Origin of the sequence: Paenibacillus sp. JQZ6Y-1 (genome assembly GCF_040719145.1) — a bacterium.
In the GTDB taxonomy this organism is placed as follows: domain Bacteria; phylum Bacillota; class Bacilli; order Paenibacillales; family Paenibacillaceae; genus Saccharibacillus; species Saccharibacillus kandeliae.
The window spans coordinates 380,501-398,973 of the sequence record NZ_JBFDUZ010000002.1 but is presented as its reverse complement, the minus strand read 5'-3'; the positions used below and the strand labels follow the sequence as shown (position 1 = coordinate 398,973).

The window sequence follows — 18,473 nt, the reverse complement described above, 5'->3', positions numbered from 1 at the left end:
TGGCAGTGCGGGTAGAGTGGAACGCGCGCTGTCTGTTTGTTTATAGATGGTCTTGATTTCAACGTTTGTAATGAAGACTACCGAGACTTTTCGCCAATATGTAGCAATATACAAAGAACGCCTTCCAGCCCAAAGCGGAAGACGTTCTTTGTATTTCAATCGTGAATGTAATGATGTATTGCTATTCTAAATATAGCGAGCAGATCAGTTTTTCATATTATCCTGATCAAAATATTCTTCCAGCGTCAGCCCTTTGGCAGTGACATCTTCAGCTAGATCTTTGCCAATATAGCGGATGTGCCAAGGCTCCCATGTATAGCCGGTTTTGGATTCGCCATTTTCGGTGTAGCGAATAACGAAGCCGTAATCCGGTGCGTTCTTTTTCAGCCATTTGCCTTCGGCAGTGGAGCCAAAGCTTTGTTCCAGTCCATAGCCGATGCCGGGACCAGAGACGTCAATGGCAAGACCTGTCTGGTGCTCGCTAGTACCGGGCTTGGCGCTAACACGGTCGGTGTATTCTTTGCCTTTGGTGGCTACATTGTTATTGTAGATGGAAACTTGACGCTTGTAGGAGCGATAGCCGGATACGGCACGCAGATCAAGCCCTTCTTTTTTGGCTGCGGCGAACAATTGCTCCAACGCTTCCGCTGCTTTTTTGCGCATATGGCTTTTTTCCAGTACGCCATCATAGGAAAAGGCTACATCCGGCACTACCAGATCAGGTGGCACATAGCCATCCGGCAGGGACCGGTTCTTGTTCACGATCACGGTCAGCGATTCAGGATTGGTAACGACCATTTTGCCGTCCTTTTTCTCAATCGTCGATTGCAGGGAGCTATCCTCGCGCTGTTGCAGCAGGGATGCAGAATCGCTGCTTGTATTGGCAGTATCCGTCGAGGATGTACCATTATCGCTAGAAGCATCGGTGTTGGTATTGCTGCTTTGTCCGTTAGCCGATGAGGAGTCATTACTGGAAGCACCTGTTTGTGTGGTACCTGTGTTGGAACCACCATTTGTTGTGCTAGCTGCTCCGTTATCTGCATTGCTAGTTGAATCGGTCGTGCTGCCATTAGCACTGTCGGTAGCATTGCCAGCCTCACTCCCTGTCGCTGCATTCCCATTCTCTGTCTGTGGGCTACCGGTTGTACCGGATGCTTGTCCGCTGGATGCTGTCGGTTGCGTTCCCGCACAACCGGCGAATAACAGACCGGACATGAGTACACCCGCAGGTAGCGCCCATTTCCATGATGATTGCTTTTTCATGTGAAGTCTCCTTTGTGATGGAACAGCCCCGGAAATAAATAGAGCCGGCTGTTGACTGCTCCGGCTCCTTCCATACATTACAATTGATGACTGTTCGTTTTAAACATTGAATATGGCATGACTACAAACGACAACCTACTTCTTGCTGCGCTCGGCAGCGATTTGACGTTGCTTGATCCGTTCAGCGACGCGGCGGCGAATCTCTTCGTAACCGTCCATCGCTGGCTTCACTTCCGGCAACATCGACCCTACATCTGGCAGTTGCTGCTTGTCTTCACCATCCGTGCCAAACACGGGTGGCGACTTCGCAGCCGGTCGCCAAACGCTATCTGCCTGATCCAGATACGCCTGCACGTCCGCCAATCCTTCGCCCACCTGATGCAGATTACCCGCAGCAGCGGCTTCAGCAAGCAGACTGCCCAAACTTGGCTCGTCGGACAATGCCGTCTCTTCCTGCTCGTCCTCCTGCCCATCGGCAGAAGGTAGTGGAGCCGTCGGCATATCATTACGCCAGCATGTCCACACCTGATCTAGTACCTGCTCACCTGTTCGTCCCGCCAATGTCCAAGCAAGCAGTGGCTGCTGCTCCAACACCGATTGTATTTCATCCAGTACGAACAGCACAGCATCCTGCTCCAGCTGATCAGCGGAAACCACTTCGGTCCACGCCGGACCTGCTTCCCCGATGTAAGGGGTAAAGGATAGCAGTTTCTGCTGGATCGTGTGGTCTTCTTCTTGTCCGATCAAGGATTGCAGACTGAGGATACTCCGCGTTTTGCCGGAAGATGAATGCTCCTCGCCAACAGCTTCGGGATCACTAGATAGCAGCAGATGAAGCTGAAACGCAGACATGCTGAGCTGCTCCATCATACGCTGAAGGGCTGCCGATTCCGGCGGCTGTACATTAATTGTAACCGATACAGGCTCCGAAGTAGAAGTTTGGCGCACCACAGCCTGAATCTGTCCCGGCTCGACGCCGTATTGCTCCAGTATCCATTGCTTGCTGCTCATTCCTCAGTCCCCCATTCTGCCGCTTGCAGGGAAACGAGCTGCTTCAGCTCCTCGTCCGACATTTCCGTCAGCCACTGCTCGCCAGCACCAACAACCTGCTCTGCCAATGTTTTCTTACTTTCAATCAATTCGTCGATCCGCTCTTCCAGCGTTCCTTGACAGATCAGCTTGTGTACTTGTACATTGCGCTGCTGTCCGATGCGGAAGACACGGTCGGTCGCCTGATTCTCAACTGCCGGATTCCACCAGCGATCATAGTGGACCACATGGTTCGCACGGGTCAGGTTCAGACCAACGCCGCCCGCCTTAAGCGACAGCACGAAGATCGGCGGTCCTTCGCCCTGCTGGAACAACCGGATCATCTCGTCACGGCTTGCTTTACTCACACCGCCGTGCAGGAAAAATGGCTCCTGTCCGTAATGACGACCGAGTCGCGATGTCAGCAGCTCGCCCATCTCTACATATTGGGTAAAGACGAGCGCTGCTTCGCCGCTGTCTCGGATCATATCCAGCAATTCGATCAGGCGCGCCATTTTACCGGAACGCTCCTGTTTGCCGGTATCGGTCTTGCCGCTACCGCCGATCAGATACGGATGATCGCAAATCTGCTTCAGCTTGGTCAGTGACGATAACACGATACCTTTACGGGTAATGCCTTCGCTATTGCTCATGCGACCCAGCATATCAGACACGACATTTTGATACATGCCTGCCTGCTCTACGGTCATATAGCAATACGATTTCAGCTCGATCTTATCCGGCAGATCGCGGCGGATGTCTGGGTCGCTTTTGAGACGACGCAGCATGAAAGGAGCGACCAGCTTACGCAGTGTCGTTAGCTTGCCTTCTGCTTCTGGACCAGTAGCCGCATTGTACGTCTGACGGAAAGAGGACGCTGTGCCGAGATACCCCGGATTGAGAAATTGGAAAATCGACCATAATTCACTCAGCCGATTCTCTACCGGTGTACCAGTCATCGCAATCCGGTGCGGCGCATTCAGCTTCATTACGCTTTGCGCCTGCTTGGTACGGTAATTCTTAATATATTGAGCCTCATCCAGCACAATGGACGACCATTCCACCTGACGCAAATCTTCTCCATCGCGTCCAGCCAGATGATAGGTAGTCAGTACAATATTGTGCGAACGTGCTTCATCGATAAATTCCTGTCCACGCGGACGGCGACTACCGTGATGAATATAGATCTTCATCTCCGGCGAAAAGCGCTCTAGCTCCCGCTGCCAGTTGCCCAGCAGTGAGGTCGGGCAGATGATCAGACGCGGCGCATAGGCAGGCTGATCCAGCATGCAGGTGATGACCTGCACCGTTTTACCAAGACCCATATCATCCGCGAGACATGCACCGAATCCAAGATCGCGCATCGTGGCAAGCCACTGGAATCCGCGTTCCTGATACGGACGCAGCGTACCATGCAAGCCTTCCGGTACTTCGCGCTTCGGCAGATTGCGCCATGCGCTTCCATCCATCAGATTGTTGAGTAGCGGATTGCTTTCAATCTCGAAAATATGCAGCCCATTCCACAGTGCATCCTGTTCCTCAGCATAGATGTGCATCAATTCGTTGAACGAAATCTCGCCTTCCTCATGACGACGGATAAAGCGCAGCACCTGCTTGATCTCGTTCAGATCGACCTCCACCCAGCCGCCATCAAGCGGAATCAGCGGTACTCCGTTTTTGACGATCTCTGCCAGCTCGGCAGCGGATAGCGTTTTGCCATCCAGCACGGCTTGCGGCTCGAATGAAACCATCTGCTCCATGCCCAGCCGCGAATGTTCATTCGGGCTGCGCTTTTCGTGAGGCTGTGCCGTTTTTACTTTTAGCTTCAGACCGGTACGACGCTTGCCTTCCCGGGTCCAGCGTGACGGAATCTGTACCGTGATGCCTGCTTTGCGCAGACGCGGCACATCCTCCTTGAGAAACGTATACACATCCGCCGCTTCCAGCATCCCCCCTACAGGATGCGGATGATCGATCCAGAAGCGCACAATATCCGAGCATTCGGATGCACGCCCTAGTTGAGTTAGCATCGATTGCTGCACCTGATCATAAGTACGCCCACGTACAACGAGGCGGCATTCCTCATGTCGCCATAGCAGCGCAGCTGGCAGCAATACCGCTGGGTCAGATTCATCACCCGCCCAGAATGACATGCGCCATTCCTGCAACGCTGGTGGCAGCGCATCGTTATAACTGCCGGGTTCGCTAGCTGCTGGTGGTTCCAACCGCACAACAAGTGACAATTCACCGTGAGTATCGGACGAGCTGCCCGCTTCTGGCAACGGCACTTCCGCTCCGTTATGACTGCGAATCTCCTTTTCCAGTTCCGCCATATCCTCAGCGGTTCCTTGTACGGCGAGTTCAGCAGACGCATCAAACAGCGTATTCCACCATAGATGTGCCTGTGGCGATGAACCGCGTCGGTAATTCGCTTGGTACATGCGGAATTTGCCATATCCAGCATCCCGCAGCATCCGGCGTACCTCGGCATCCATCATCGCGACGAGGAACGAATGAAGCACCTCGGCGCGAGCCCGCGAAGCGACCGGCGGCTCAGAAGAAGAAAAGAGCGACAACGCCGACAAGCCGATCATCGGAATCGCCTCTGCTAGCTTGGCAAACATCTCCCGATCTTCGCCAACGAGCAGTGGCTTCCATACGCCATGCAGCGATACTTGAGAGCTGCGTCGTCCTGTACCAGCAACCACTTTGCTATCCGGTACGATTTTGCCTTCACGCAGCAGCTTCTCGGCGAACCGAGCTACCGTTTGCCAGTATTTCATCTCGCTTCCGGGCTGGATGCCCTGCGAGGTAATGATCTTTTCATCCCAAGACAGCAGCAGATCGTATGCCTGCTCAGCAGACAGGGCAAGCCCCTCCACCATCCGTCCGGGCAATCGTTTATTACGTCCAGCACGACGAGGCACCGGTTCTTTGGATGCGCTGACCGGGCCAGACTTCAGCTCTGCCAGACGCAGACCGGATTGCGCAAACGGTCGACTACCCGCTGGTAGCTGCACACGGCGCATTACCTTCATCCACGCGTCTACTTTTGGCTCCGACATTTCACCGGAAAAACAGAAAAATACGTCTCCAATCCATATTCCATATAACGGTTGATCCATCATCGTCTCCCGTCCATCTTGGTCAAATCTTTGTGATCGTTGTAATTGGTATTTGTTTTCATACAGGGTATCCCTTTCATCGTCTGTATATGATCAACAGACTGCTGTCGGTCCTCTGTTCCTTTTCCTGCCCAACAGAACGAACAATACGCCTAGAACAGGTATCTTATCTATTATAAGATTGCTTCTGCAAAAATACCATCCCTGCTTTATTTATAAAACGGTGCAAATCGCGTTCTTACGTGTAAAAAATAATCCTGCAAAAGATGTGAAATAGATAAATCGGTTATAATAACGCCAGATCCTTTATCCGCATGATCGGATTTTGTATCCTATACATACTATGAATGGAAAGGATGAATTGGATGATATACACTCGTCCTCTGCTTGAAGTCATCGCCACCAGCCCGGAGGATGCCATGATCGCCGAAGCTTCTGGGGCGGATCGCATTGAATTGATCGCTGCCCAATCGGAAGGCGGATTAACGCCCAGTCTGGGCATGATTCAAGAGATCGTTTCTACTGTGTCCATCCCGGTACATGTGATGCTGCGTCCCCATAGCCGCCATTTTCGCTATGAAGCTGGCGAGATCAACAGCATGCTGCGCGATGCGCAATATATCGCTGATGCTGGTGCGGCTGCGCTAGTACTAGGCGTGCTGGATGATGCGCAGCACGTAGATACGCAGGTATTATCCCGTCTACTGGCAGCAGCGCCGGAGATGAAAGTGACCTTTCATCGTGCGATCGACGAAGCAGCTGATATTCGTCAAGCGATTGTAGCACTAAGCCAATATCCGCAGATTACGCGCATTCTCACATCCGGTGGACGTGCGTCGGTTCTGGATGCGGTAGATGAATGGTCTTCGCTGCAACAGGTGGCGGAGCAGCATCGTATCACGCTGCTTGCCGGGGCAGGATTAACACTAGAAACGCTTGGTGATTTTGTCCAACGTACGGGTGTGCATGAAGTGCATCTAGGCAGTGCCGTTCGATGCGAGGGTAAGATTGCGCTACCGCTGGATGCACAACGTATTCGGAAGGCAAGGCAGATTCTGGATGATGCCCATACTTTGCTTGGATCATAACCAACTACCGCCGGTTTGGCTCTATAACACCAAAATCCCCTACCGTTCAATCGCAGGACATTCATCTAGAGCAGATGTTGGTCATATCGGTTGAGTCAGTAGGGGATTTTCCAATGATCCTTATGGTTAGAAAAGAAATAGGGCATGTCTACCCTTGCATGCGCATTTGCAGAGCATACCGCTGCATCGCAATGCGCGCTGCTCCGATCATACCCGCATGATTGCCCAGCAATGCAGGTTCAAGGCGTACCGGTCTGCCGCCCAGCTCGTCGATACGCTGGTTGAGCAATTTCCACCATGTTTCACGTGTAACAATGATGCCGCCACCGATCACAATCGCCTGCGGATCGAAGATTTGATCCAAATTGATAATCGTGCTGGCAAGATCGTTGAGCCAGTTGTCGAGAATATACCGAGCGCTGCAATCCCCACTGCGTGCGTATTGTAACAGCTCGCGTGATGTCCAGCCCGGCTGATGCTGATATGCCAGCCGATTAAGCGCTTTGCCAGATACATACTGCTCTACACAGCCCTTTTTGCCGCAATTGCACTGTACGCCGCCCGGATGCAGAATCATATGACCCAATTCACCCGCGCCGCCGTATTGACCGGAAATGATCTCCCCGTAATGCACCAGTGCACCGCCAACTCCAGTTCCAATGGTCAGCATAATCCACGACTGAATATCCGCTGCCGAGCCGATCCAGTCCTCGCCTGCCGCTGCTGCATGAGCATCATTCACAGTAAATACAGGCAACCCCGTCATTTCCGATACCTTTTCTGCTAGACGCAGACCTTTCCAACCGGGCAGATTATCCGTCGCATCAATCACGATGCCGCTCTCGCGGTCGATTCGTCCTGCCGAACCAATCCCAATCGCTTTAACTGTAATAATATTTTGTTTGACCCGATCATAAACGATACTTTTTAATTCATTGGCAATATACAGCACACGACCAAGCACATGCTCTGCGCCTTGTTCTGCTTGGGTGGGCAATTCCATACGTTCGATCATTTGCCCGCTGTCGCTGACAAGTGCTCCTTTGATTCCTGTGCCGCCAATATCGATTCCGATCCAGTAGGATTGCATATCTATCATCTCCATGAGTGCATTGATTATATAAGTAGATACAGCACGATCTGCCATATCGTAAAAAGGTCCATCATGGTTCATGTATTACCGTGGATCATGAGCACAAAGGATTATGTAGTTTCCGTGGGGTTCTCCATGTTTATCGTGATTTTATCTATAAAAGATTATATCATCTGTGCAAATAAGCACCAGAATCCGCGTTTCGCGTCCTTTTGCAGTCAAGAAGCACGCTAAATCGCTTACGCGGCTTGAAATGGGAAAAAACCGCTCCTCGGCATACGTCCGAAAAAGCGGTTTTTCCTGCTATACTATAGGCTTGGAGCAGAGCATCGTCATGATCCAAGCCTATAGCATTTCTTGCTCATGTATGTTACAAAACAGCGTTGAATGTTAGCTTCATTACACTTTCAGCACCAATTCATCCAGCTTGCGATCTTCGATCTGAATCAGAATATCACCACTGCTATCGTCCATGCTCCAACCAATTTTACCTTCTGCCAGATCATCCAGCGAGATCCGATCCAGCTGCTCTATAGCAGATGGTGTAAAATTCGGCTGGCGCAGCGTAAAGCGCAAATGCTGACGCTTCGGTCTATGAGTATCCTCAATATACTGGATGCTCAGACGTAGCGCATCCTGTTGCCCTTGTGCACGAACATACAGCTTGGACGTTTTACCACTCTCATAAGCAAACGTCTCACCGTCATCCTCATACAAGGTATATTTCGCATCAAAGGCTGGATTCGTATCTGCACCATACAGATGGAAGGTTACCACATCGTCGGAATCATGATCGCCACTGTACTGGTACAGCGCGCCTTCCGCTACAATTGCACCTGCGCGTACATACATTGGCAGCACATCCAGCGGCGCATCTGCCAAAATTGTACGCCCACCTTCATGCTTCTCGCCTGTCCAATAATCATGCCATACGCCTTCTGGCAAATACACAGCACGATAATCGGTATCTGGGCGATATACCGGTGCAATGATCACATCCGGTCCGAGCAGGAACTGGTCGCACAGATTGGTCACCTTCGGATCATGCGGATATTCCAGCAGCAGTGGACGCATAATCGGCATGCCTGTTTGAGATGCTTCATAGAATAGATTGTACAGATGTGGCATCCAGCGATAACGCAAACTGATATACTCGCGCAGAATCTCCTCTACTTGCTCTCCGAATGACCACGGCTCCTGACGAGTCGTGCCAAGCGCCGAGTGGTTACGGCAGTATGGGAAAAAGACACCCATCTGTGTCCAGCGTACAAGCAATTGCGCCGATGTATGGTGAGCAAAGCCGCCAATATCCGGTCCCGCAAATGGCAGCCCAGACAGCCCCATATTCAGCACCATCGGAATCGCCATCGCCATATGCTCCCAGAAGCTGCGGTTATCCCCTGTCCAGATCGCCGCGTAGCGCTGAATACCGGAATAACCTGCACGGGTCAGAACAAATGGACGACGACCGTTCATATGCCGCTTCATGCCTTCATACGTTGCACGCGACATTAACATGCCGTACAGATTGTGAATCTCCTCATGCGTAACCGGATCACCATCGTTCAGGTGCATCACATCTGGGTCCATCGTTTTCAAATCATTAAACACAGCTGGCTCATTCATATCATTCCAGATCCCGTCGATCCCCATCGAGGCATAAAATTCATGCAGATCGCCCCACCACTGGGCGGTACGCGTCTCTGTAAAATCAGGAAATGCACTTGTACCCGGCCATACATCGCCAAAATAAATATCGCCTTCCAGACGACGGCAGAAATGCTCCTCCTGCACCCCTTCGCGGTAAATGCGGTATTTAGGGTCCTTCTTCACACCCGGATCAACGATCGGCACGATGCGAATCCCCATTTCACGCAGCTCTGCCAGCATTTCTTTGGGATTTGGAAAACGAATCGGATCAAACGTAAACACTCGATACTCGTCCATATAGTGAATATCCAAATAGATCACATCGCACGGAATCTGCTTATCGCGGAACTTGTGCGCCAGATCCATCACTTCCGCCTGATTCATGTAGCTGTATCGGGATTGGTGGTAACCAAGCGCCCATTTCGGCGGCAACGTAATCCGTCCGGTCAGTGCCGTATAGCGATTGATAACGTCCTTCATTTCTGGCCCATAGATAAAGTAAATATCGTACGCACCTGTCATACAGCCGACTGTATAGGCAACACCATGCGAGCGCATATCGAACTCCGATCGCCCCGGATTGTCGAGGAAGATACCATAGTTCAAGCCGCTATGCGTATGAATAAGCAGCGGAATCGATTCGTACAATGCTTCAATCTCTGGCATATGCGGAGCATACACATCCGTATTCCACATCGTATATCGCTCTCCACGCTTGTCGAGAAAGCTGGACTTCTCGCCCAATCCATAAAAGTGAGAGTCCTCTTCCATATTAAACAATGCACTCGTTGCCCCGCGTGGACTCCAGCTTACACTTTCCTGACGAGCAACTTCGACGCCTTCCTTGTTAAACACCGCTAGTGCAAACGTTTGCTTATCAAGGGAAACAATCAATTCACCCGTGCTGAAGCTCAGGTATTCCTCGGTTTCTTCTACATCTGGCTTGATAATTTCCTTCGATGGCAGCACAGCAATCGTCGTCGTCAGATCGATTACGCCTTCGCCAAACACCTTGAAACGAAACTCCGTAGGCGAGAAAAACACCAATACTGCTCCAGCCTTTTGACCGTGACACAGATAGGCACCATCATATTCGCGCCAATCGCGCAGCTGTCCGAAGGTGTTCCATACCTCCTGTATGACTGGGGCGTCTGCTTTATCGGGGTGTATCGCTTCGCTTGTATCTTCCATCATCTGGTTTTCCCTCCATGGCTGATAATGTGAAATGAGAAACAACTGATTATCCATCGCTGTATTATTCGTTGCCGCACCGCGAAGCTGTCCGTTCTATGGAGTCTGGCGTCCACCGAATCTATACTTGTATATTAAGCTACCCAACTCCTGTTCAATCTGCCGCAGGAGAGAATCTTGCCCTTTATGTTGCATCATATCATTTGTGCTAACGTTTGCGCAATCCTTGTTTACACGTCTTGCAACATATATTAAGCGCCTGTATCGGGTGTATGAAGATAGGGAATCGACGCGCATTTCGCTTTACACAGTGCCTTCGCGCCTCCTATCAAAAAGACGATGACAAACAAAAAAGAGTATCTCCATTCAGATACTCTTTTTCGTTTGCCAAGCTGCTATATTGTTATATCAACGCAATTGCAGATTCACCCACTGCTCCTGCATCTGCTGAAGCATCGCTTCCTTACTCAGCTCGCCGACTAAATATTGCTGCATCGTGCTCGCATAGTCCTTACTCAGCCCCATCGGGAATTTCGGGAAAATCCATGGTAGGATTTTGCCAGCATCATTGTAGCGAACAATATCGGCACCGATTGGTCCCAATTGCTTGTCGGTGGTCGGAATATTTTTGAAGGCTGGTACAAATTTGAATTCATCGGTAATGAAATGTTTGCCTGTATCCGAGGTAACGAGCCAATTGAGGAAATCCTTCGCTTCCTGCTTCACTGGCGATTGGTTGTAGATGACCCAGTTGTTCGGTACGCGGACAAACAGGCGGTCATTTTCTTCCTTATTGTTATTGATCGGCATTGGCATCAGACCGATATTCATATTCGGCTTGATTCCATCAATCTGCACCTGCGTCCAGTTCCCCTGCTGCATCATAGCGGCTTTGCCGTTCGCAAACAGCGTTACCTGCGTATTGTAGTCCGTGGTCAATGGATTCGCATTGCCATACTTCACCATCAGATCAAGCAGATTCAGCCATTCGTTAAACTTCTCATTGCCCGGAATCTGAGCCGTACCATTATCCAGATCCTCTACGAATTGCGTCGGGTCAGGCTGATGGGCAAACGGAATCGTTACATTGTGATTGCCCAATACCCACCATTCCTGAAATCCGTTCGAAAAAGGCGTATAGCCTGCCGCTTGCAGCTTCTCACAGGCTGCACGCAGCTCGTCAATCGTCGTCGGCACTTCGGTAATGCCTACCTTTTTGAAAATATCCTTGTTGTAAATAAAGCCGTATCCTTCCAGACCATTCGGCTGACCGTAGATTTTGCCATCCTTGCTGATCTGGTCAGCGGCACCATCGACGATATTTTTCACCCAAGGCTGATCGGATAGGTCTTCCAGATACTCCTGCCACAGATTCAATTCTTCATCCCCACCATTGGTGAAAATGTCTGGAATATCACCCGCCGCAAACTTCGCCTTCAAGGAAGCCGCATAATCCGTACCGCCACCAACAGATTGAATTTGCAGCTCCACATCGGGATGCTCCTTCTCATATTCCACCTTCAGCTTCGCCAGTGCATCGGCGATCTCTACTTTCCCTTGGTAAATATGGATAACCTTTTTCCCGCTCGCCGAGGTACTGCTCTGCCCCGAATTGCCGCATCCCGCCATGATCAGGGACAGACTGGTTAGCAGGATCAGGGAGGTAAGCCACAGCTTTTTCATGCACAGATCCTCCTGTCTTTGAAGTGCCGTTCTTTAGGACAACCTCCATATGATATGGATGATACAATGCTGCCCTCTATATCGTTGTATCCTTCACTTCTTGCTATACAAATGTAAACGAATCGCACGTAGAGAAGCTTCGATATACGCTTGATTCTTGTCATCACTGGTTTAGCCTTTGACTGAACCTGCGGTAATCCCTTGAATGATATACCGTTGCAGGAATAGGAAGAAGATAATAATCGGCGTAATGCCGAGCACTAGCGCTGGCAGCGCCAGATCCCACTGCTTGGTGTACTGTCCGAAGAAGCTGTACGTCGCGATTGGAATCGTGCGCAGCTCTGGACTAGACAGCATCAGAGAAGGCAGCAGATAATCGTTCCAGATCCACAGCGTATTCAGAATGATGACCGTTACGAACATCGGCATCATCAGCGGACACACAATTCGGAAAAACACACCATAGCGATTGGAGCCATCGACCCGTGCAGCCTGCTCAATCTCCAGCGGTACATTTTTAACAAAACCATGAAACAGGAAGACCGACAGCGGTGCGCCGAAGCCCAGATAGCTGACAATCAACCCAAGCATACTGTTATTGAGGCGGTAGGCGCTTGCCATTTCCACCAGCGGCAGCATGATTGATTGAAATGGAATCACCATCGCTGCGACAAATACAAAATACAGAATCTGATTGAATTTGGTTGGACGACGTACCATCTGGTACGCTGCCATCGAGCTGATCAATACGAGGAAAATATTGCTCAGTACCGTAACGATCAGTGAATTTTTAAACGCGGACGGAAAATCAATCGCTGTCCACGCCTCTTTATAGTTGCTCCATACAAATTGCTGCGGCCATGCTGCCGAATTGGACAGAATATCACCGAACGATTTGACCGAGTTCACCGCCAGAAAATAAAACGGCACAAGGAACAATAATCCAACGAGGATCACGACAATTTCCAGAATCAATGTACGGGCGCTGTATCTGCTCTGTACGTCCATTACATCTCAACCTCCCTGCTCTTGGTAGCACGTACCTGAATACTGGTAATGATGGCAACAATCACGAAGAAGATGACAGCCTTGGCTGTACCCAATCCGAGACGGTTATTGGTAAAGGCTTCGTTGTAAATATCCAGTGCCACCGATTCGGTTGCCTTGAATGGACCACCGCCAGTGAGCGCAAGGTTCAAGTCAAACATTTTGAACGCCCATGAGATCGCAAGGAACAAACAAATCGTTACGGCAGGCATTACGAGCGGTACGACGATATGACGGATAATCTGCCAGCGGTTCGCGCCGTCAATCTCTGCTGATTCCAATACGTCCTTCGGAATATTGTTCAGCGAGGAGATATAGATCACCATCAGATAACCCGCCGTTTGCCAAACGAATACGATCACGATGCCCCAAAAGGAGGTTGCCCGATCACCGAGCCACGGCAGTGTAAACAGGCTCAAGCCCGTCGCTTCACCAACAGCTGCAAAGCCGCGGATAAAGATAAACTGCCAGATGAAGCCGAGCAGCAGACCGCCGATCATATTCGGCATAAAGAAGATAGTCCGCATAATATTGCGTGTTCGCAGCGGCTTGGTCAAAATATACGCTAGCGTGAAGCCAAGCAGGTTGGTCAGCACGATCCCTACCACTGTAAACCGAACCGTAAACCAGAACGCGTTGCGGAAGTCAGGGTCTTTGGTCAGAATGTGTGTGTAATTTTCAATACCGATCCAGTTGATATTTTTGGAGATACCATTCCAGTCAGTAAAGGAATAATACAGACCGAGAAAGAAAGGAATAATTACAATTAGAATAAAGAAAAACATAGCCGGGCCTACAAAAACAATCTGATGAAGCCATTGTGTCAGCCGTTTGCGGCTGGACGTTCGCGCAGCTCCGCGCGTTCCTGCTGCTACCCTGGTATCATTCATCATTCCAACCCCTTTTCAATTGTCATTTGACGCGGGTGCTTATGTACTGCTGTCATTCGCAGGCACAGGCACCTGCTCTACAATACGGCTGTCCGTATTGTTATGGGCGAGGCGTTTTGCAGGGCAAAATCGCTCAACCACGGGTGCCGCGCGTATGAGAATGTAACGCTTCACTCGCAATATATTGTTATATACCCAAAGATTGTAAGCTTGATGACACGATCTATTCATTTTTTGATACCGCTATCATCGACGCTGGCTCTACGTTGTGGCAGATTGTGGTCGCACGGGGAAATGGGCACGTGCACACTGCTAGAAATTTATACAGAATTTCTGTGGCTTTTCGTAGGCAAGATGGCAAGCAGCGGGTATATAATTAGCGTACTGTCCTCTACGCGCACTATATTTTCCTTTGAAGGAGGCAATGATGTTGGACAAACTGAATATGTATCGCTGGCTGAATGTGCTAGGTATCGCTGGTGTGCTCGTCGTCAATTACATGGCTTCGGCACTGCGCCTATTCGGCAGGGATACCGGCGAAATCTCCGATCAATATCCGCTGCACATTACGCCGTCAGGGTATGCCTTTTCCATCTGGATGGTCATCTATCTGCTGCTGATCGGCTTTCTGATCTACCAGTTTCGGAATCGGGAAGACAGCCGAGAATCGGTGCAAATGATTGGACCGTGGCTGATTCTGAACTCGCTCTGCAATATGGGCTGGCTGATGCTGTGGCATACGCTGCAATTGGAGATTGCTGTACTGGTCATTCTGCTGTTGCTGGTAACACTGATCGTACCGTATGTGAAGATTCGCCGGATCGTGCGTCCCACAGTAGGGCAAATCTGGCTGGTCAAATTGCCGTACAGCATCTATATGGGCTGGGTATCGGTAGCGACCATTCTGAACATTGGGATCACGCTGTCGAGTCATCAATGGACAGGTTTCGGAATTTCACCGACTGTCTGGTCAGTCATTGGATTAATCGTTGGTGCACTGCTGGCGATTGTGATCAGCTATCGGTTTCGGGATAGCATCTATCCGCTGGTATTTACATGGGCGTACATCGCAATTGCGCTCAAGCATCCAGACATTCAGACTGTCTGGTGGACAGGTATGATTATCGCTGTATTGTTAGCAGCGTACTCGCTGTGGATTTTCTTTGCGAGGAATACGGCGAGGGATTGATAGGTAAACTGTAAAGCGCCAGTATGCAGCAGCGCACACAAAAAACGAACGTCTCTCTTAGGAGGAAACGTTCGTTTTTTGTGTTGGATATATACTTGTTACTGATTATTCTAGTTATGGTATCTACTATTCTGGTTATGGTATCTATTATTCTAGTTCTTATCATCATGATTCTGGCTACATTATCTACTATTCTGATTCTGCTACTGTTTATGATAAGTAGTACATCGCTAAGTAATACACTGTGATGTAGCTTCCAATTCCAATGCAACTTTATACCAAATGACACGCCACCTGATGATCTGGCGCTACCTCGCGGAACTCTGGAATCTCCTCTATACAGCGCTGCATCGCAAACGGACAGCGTGTATGGAACTTGCAGCCAGACGGCGGATTCACCGGGCTTGGAATATCGCCTTTCAGTACAATCCGTTCCCGCTTCAAACGCGGAATCGGAATTGGCACGGCGGACAGCAGCGCCTTGGTATACGGATGCAGTGGATGCTTGAACAGCTCGTCACGCGGCGCTTTTTCTACCATCGAACCGAGATACATCACGCCAATCGTTGTGCACAGATGCTCTACTACACTCAGATCATGCGAGATGAACAGATAGGTCAGTCCACGCGTTTCCTGCAAATGACTGAATAGATTGATAATCTGCGCCTGAATGGACACATCCAGCGCAGATACTGGCTCATCCGCGATGATCAGATCAGGGTTGAGAATCAACGCGCGTGCAATCCCGATCCGCTGACGCTGACCACCGGAGAATTCGTGTGGAAATCGGTCGATATGATACGACGATAATCCGCAGGATGCCAGTACATCCTGTACCCGCTCACGAATCTCATGCTCTGGCGCGAGTCCGTGATCCAGCAGCGCCTCCCCAATCGCATCACCAATGCGTACACGCGGATTGAGTGAGCTATACGGGTCTTGGAAAATCAACTGCATACGCGGGCGCAACCGACGCAGCTCCTGCGGCGATACGTTATACAGATCAATCCCGTCGAAGTGTACATCGCCTGCCGTTTTGTCAGTTAAACGAATGGCAGTACGTCCAACCGTCGATTTGCCGCTGCCGGATTCACCGACTAGACCGAAGGTTTCGCCCGGACGGATCGTCAGGCTGATGTCATCGACGGCTTTGACATGACCGACAGTACGACCAAGCAGACCGGATTTGACCGGAAAATACTTTTTCAGATTGCGAATGTCCAGCAGTGGCTGTTGTACAGAGGATGCGGCTGATGACATAGAGGGCGTAGCATATACCTGATCAGACATGTGCAGCGACCTCCTTTTCGTACAGCCAGCAAGCAGTCTTCTGTCCGTTGTCCAGCTTTCGCAGCGGCGGTTGCTGATTGCGGCAGATGTCCATGCAATGCTCACACCGTTCATGGAAATAGCAGGATTCCTTCAACTCCAGCGGATTGGGTACATAGCCGGGAATCGAATAAAGCGATTCCTTGCGCTGATGAATGACTGGCTTAGAGCGCAGCAAACCTTGCGTATACGGATGGCGCGGCTGCTCGAACAATTCCACCACATCGCCTTCCTCCACCACTTTGCCGGAATACATCACCACTACGTAATCCGCCATCTCCGCTACAACACCCAGATCATGAGTGATCAGCAGAATCGACATGCCCGTTTCGTCGCGCAGTCGGCGCATCGTATCCAGAATCTGTGCCTGAATCGTAACATCGAGCGCTGTGGTTGGCTCATCAGCGATCAGCAGCTTCGGCTGGCAGGAGATCGCAATTGCGATCATAATCCGCTGTAGCATGCCACCGCTCAGTTCATGCGGGTACGAGCGTACAATCTGCTCTGGACGTGAAATGCCCACCTCGCTGATCAGCTCCAGCGCACGTTGATTGGCTGCTTTGCGTTTCAGCCCGCCATGCACCATCAGCGGCTCGGTCAGCTGCTCACCAATCGTCAAGACCGGATTGAGCGAGGACATCGGCTCTTGAAAGATCATCGAGATCTCATTGCCACGAATGGCGCGCAGATGATGCTTGCTGCATTGCAACAAATCCTGTCCTTCAAATTCGATAGAACCACCGGCAACCTGTCCTGCCGGTTCCTCAACCAGACCCATCACCGACAAGGCAGTAATACTTTTGCCGCAGCCCGATTCACCAACGATACAGACAATCTCGCCCGGCTTCACCCGCAGGCTAACATCGTCCACCGCCCGCACGATGCCTTCATCTGTGCGAAATTGAGTTTGCAGATTGCGAATCCGCAATACACTGTCACTCATGCTGTCCACCTACTTTCTCTGCTTCGGATCAAGTACATCCCGCAGCCCATCCCCAAAAATATTAATCGCAATCACCGTAATAAAAATAGAAAATCCGGGCGGCACCCACAGCCACGGACGCTCCTGAAAATCAATCATATTGTTCGCCGTATCGATCATATTGCCCCATGTTGGTGTCGGCGGCATTACGCCTAGCCCGAAGAAGCTTAGCACCGATTCACTCAGAATCGCGCCGCCGATATTCAGCGTCGCAATCACGATCAGCAGCGGCACTAGATTGGGCAGCAGATGATGCACCAGCTTGCGCCGATCGCGCAATCCCAGTACCGTCGTCGCCTGCATGAATTCACGCTCCCGCAGCGATAACAGCTGCCCGCGAATCATACGTGCCAGCGACGGCCACCCGACAAAGCTCAAAATAAGCATAACGATATACATCCGATAATCCGTCGGCACCTTCCACTCTGACAACAACGCACCAAAAATAAACAACAGCGGCAAACTAGGAATTGTCAGCAGCAGATCAGCAATCCGCATAATAATCTGATCGACAATCCCACGATAATATCCCGCAATCGCACCGAGCAGCGTCCCGATAAAGACGGATAGAAACATCGAGGCAATGCCGACCGTGAGCGAGATCCGTCCCGCCTGCATCACACGAGTCAGCACATCCCGCCCCAGCTTATCTGTACCGAGCCAGTGCTGCGCACTTGGCGCATGATTCATCATCCGCATATTCACTTTGCCATCTGTATACGGAGAAAATAAGGGACCGATAAAACAAACCAAAAACATCAATACCACCACGACAAAGCCCGCTACTGCCAGTCGGTTTTTGACCAGCTTGCGAATGGATTGTCGCCATAATGACGAGCGAGCAGCCGGTTTACGCGCTGCTGCTCCCGTCAATTCTACCTGCACCGAGGGCATAGATTCCCCATCCTTCCTGT

The 18,473-nt window shown here is 50.6% G+C and carries 13 protein-coding genes; 2 read left to right on the top strand and 11 right to left on the bottom strand.

What is annotated here, in order from left to right:
* Nucleotides 1–204: 204 nt before the first annotated feature.
* From ABXR35_RS15445 to ABXR35_RS15435, 3 genes are all read right to left on the bottom strand, one after another.
* Entirely contained in the window at nt 205–1,263 is a 1,059-nt protein-coding gene (locus ABXR35_RS15445; protein ID WP_367062333.1) for a M15 family metallopeptidase, read from the bottom strand.
* 135 nt (nt 1,264–1,398) lie between these two features.
* Complete coding sequence (locus tag ABXR35_RS15440; RefSeq protein WP_367062330.1) at nt 1,399–2,274, bottom strand: hypothetical protein; 876 nt, start codon at nt 2,272–2,274, stop codon at nt 1,399–1,401.
* Nucleotides 2,271–5,417 carry a DEAD/DEAH box helicase gene (locus tag ABXR35_RS15435; RefSeq protein ID WP_367062819.1) on the bottom strand — a complete coding sequence of 1,049 codons (3,147 nt, stop codon included), beginning with the start codon at nt 5,415–5,417 and terminating at the stop codon, nt 2,271–2,273. The genes ABXR35_RS15440 and ABXR35_RS15435 overlap by 4 nt, the downstream gene beginning before the upstream one ends.
* Nucleotides 5,418–5,782: 365 nt before the next feature.
* Between ABXR35_RS15435 and ABXR35_RS15430 the strand changes: the two genes are divergently transcribed.
* Complete coding sequence (locus ABXR35_RS15430; protein ID WP_367062327.1) at nt 5,783–6,505, top strand: copper homeostasis protein CutC; 723 nt, start codon at nt 5,783–5,785, stop codon at nt 6,503–6,505.
* A gap of 148 nt (nt 6,506–6,653) precedes the next feature.
* Here the strand turns inward: ABXR35_RS15430 and ABXR35_RS15425 are convergent, their stop codons facing one another.
* The 5 genes from ABXR35_RS15425 to ABXR35_RS15405 all read right to left on the bottom strand — a co-directional run bounded on the left by ABXR35_RS15425 (nt 6,654) and on the right by ABXR35_RS15405 (nt 13,954).
* Nucleotides 6,654–7,595, bottom strand: a complete 942-nt coding sequence (locus ABXR35_RS15425; protein ID WP_367062324.1) for an ROK family protein — start codon at nt 7,593–7,595, stop codon at nt 6,654–6,656.
* A 402-nt stretch (nt 7,596–7,997) separates the two neighbouring features.
* Nucleotides 7,998–10,442 carry a glycoside hydrolase family 31 protein gene (locus ABXR35_RS15420; RefSeq protein ID WP_367062321.1) on the bottom strand — a complete coding sequence of 815 codons (2,445 nt, stop codon included), beginning with the start codon at nt 10,440–10,442 and terminating at the stop codon, nt 7,998–8,000.
* Between the two features lie 405 nt (nt 10,443–10,847).
* The gene (locus ABXR35_RS15415) at nt 10,848–12,122 is read right to left on the bottom strand and encodes an ABC transporter substrate-binding protein (protein WP_367062318.1); all 1,275 of its coding nucleotides are present in this window, start codon (nt 12,120–12,122) and stop codon (nt 10,848–10,850) included.
* Nucleotides 12,123–12,293: 171 nt separating this feature from the next.
* Nucleotides 12,294–13,130, bottom strand: coding sequence for a carbohydrate ABC transporter permease (locus tag ABXR35_RS15410; RefSeq protein WP_367062315.1), 837 nt, complete (start codon nt 13,128–13,130; stop codon nt 12,294–12,296).
* Nucleotides 13,130–13,954: a carbohydrate ABC transporter permease gene (locus ABXR35_RS15405; RefSeq protein WP_436669378.1), complete on the bottom strand. Its 825-nt coding sequence runs from the start codon at nt 13,952–13,954 to the stop codon at nt 13,130–13,132. The genes ABXR35_RS15410 and ABXR35_RS15405 overlap by 1 nt, the downstream gene beginning before the upstream one ends.
* A gap of 529 nt (nt 13,955–14,483) precedes the next feature.
* On the opposite strand from ABXR35_RS15405, the gene ABXR35_RS15400 reads away from it, so the two are divergent.
* Nucleotides 14,484–15,248: a TspO-related membrane protein gene (locus ABXR35_RS15400; protein WP_367062309.1), complete on the top strand. Its 765-nt coding sequence runs from the start codon at nt 14,484–14,486 to the stop codon at nt 15,246–15,248.
* Between the two features lie 273 nt (nt 15,249–15,521).
* Here ABXR35_RS15400 and ABXR35_RS15395 read toward each other — a convergent pair whose 3' ends face one another.
* From ABXR35_RS15395 to opp4C, 3 genes are read right to left on the bottom strand one after another with little or no spacing between them, the layout of a single operon-like run.
* Nucleotides 15,522–16,508 (bottom strand): ABC transporter ATP-binding protein, encoded by a 987-nt coding sequence (locus ABXR35_RS15395; RefSeq protein WP_436669377.1) that lies wholly within the window; start codon nt 16,506–16,508, stop codon nt 15,522–15,524.
* A 22-nt stretch (nt 16,509–16,530) separates the two neighbouring features.
* Nucleotides 16,531–17,520: an ABC transporter ATP-binding protein gene (locus tag ABXR35_RS15390; RefSeq protein ID WP_367062303.1), complete on the bottom strand. Its 990-nt coding sequence runs from the start codon at nt 17,518–17,520 to the stop codon at nt 16,531–16,533.
* 9 nt (nt 17,521–17,529) lie between these two features.
* Nucleotides 17,530–18,453 (bottom strand): oligopeptide ABC transporter permease, encoded by a 924-nt coding sequence (gene opp4C / locus ABXR35_RS15385; RefSeq protein ID WP_367062300.1) that lies wholly within the window; start codon nt 18,451–18,453, stop codon nt 17,530–17,532.
* Nucleotides 18,454–18,473 lie beyond the last annotated feature (20 nt).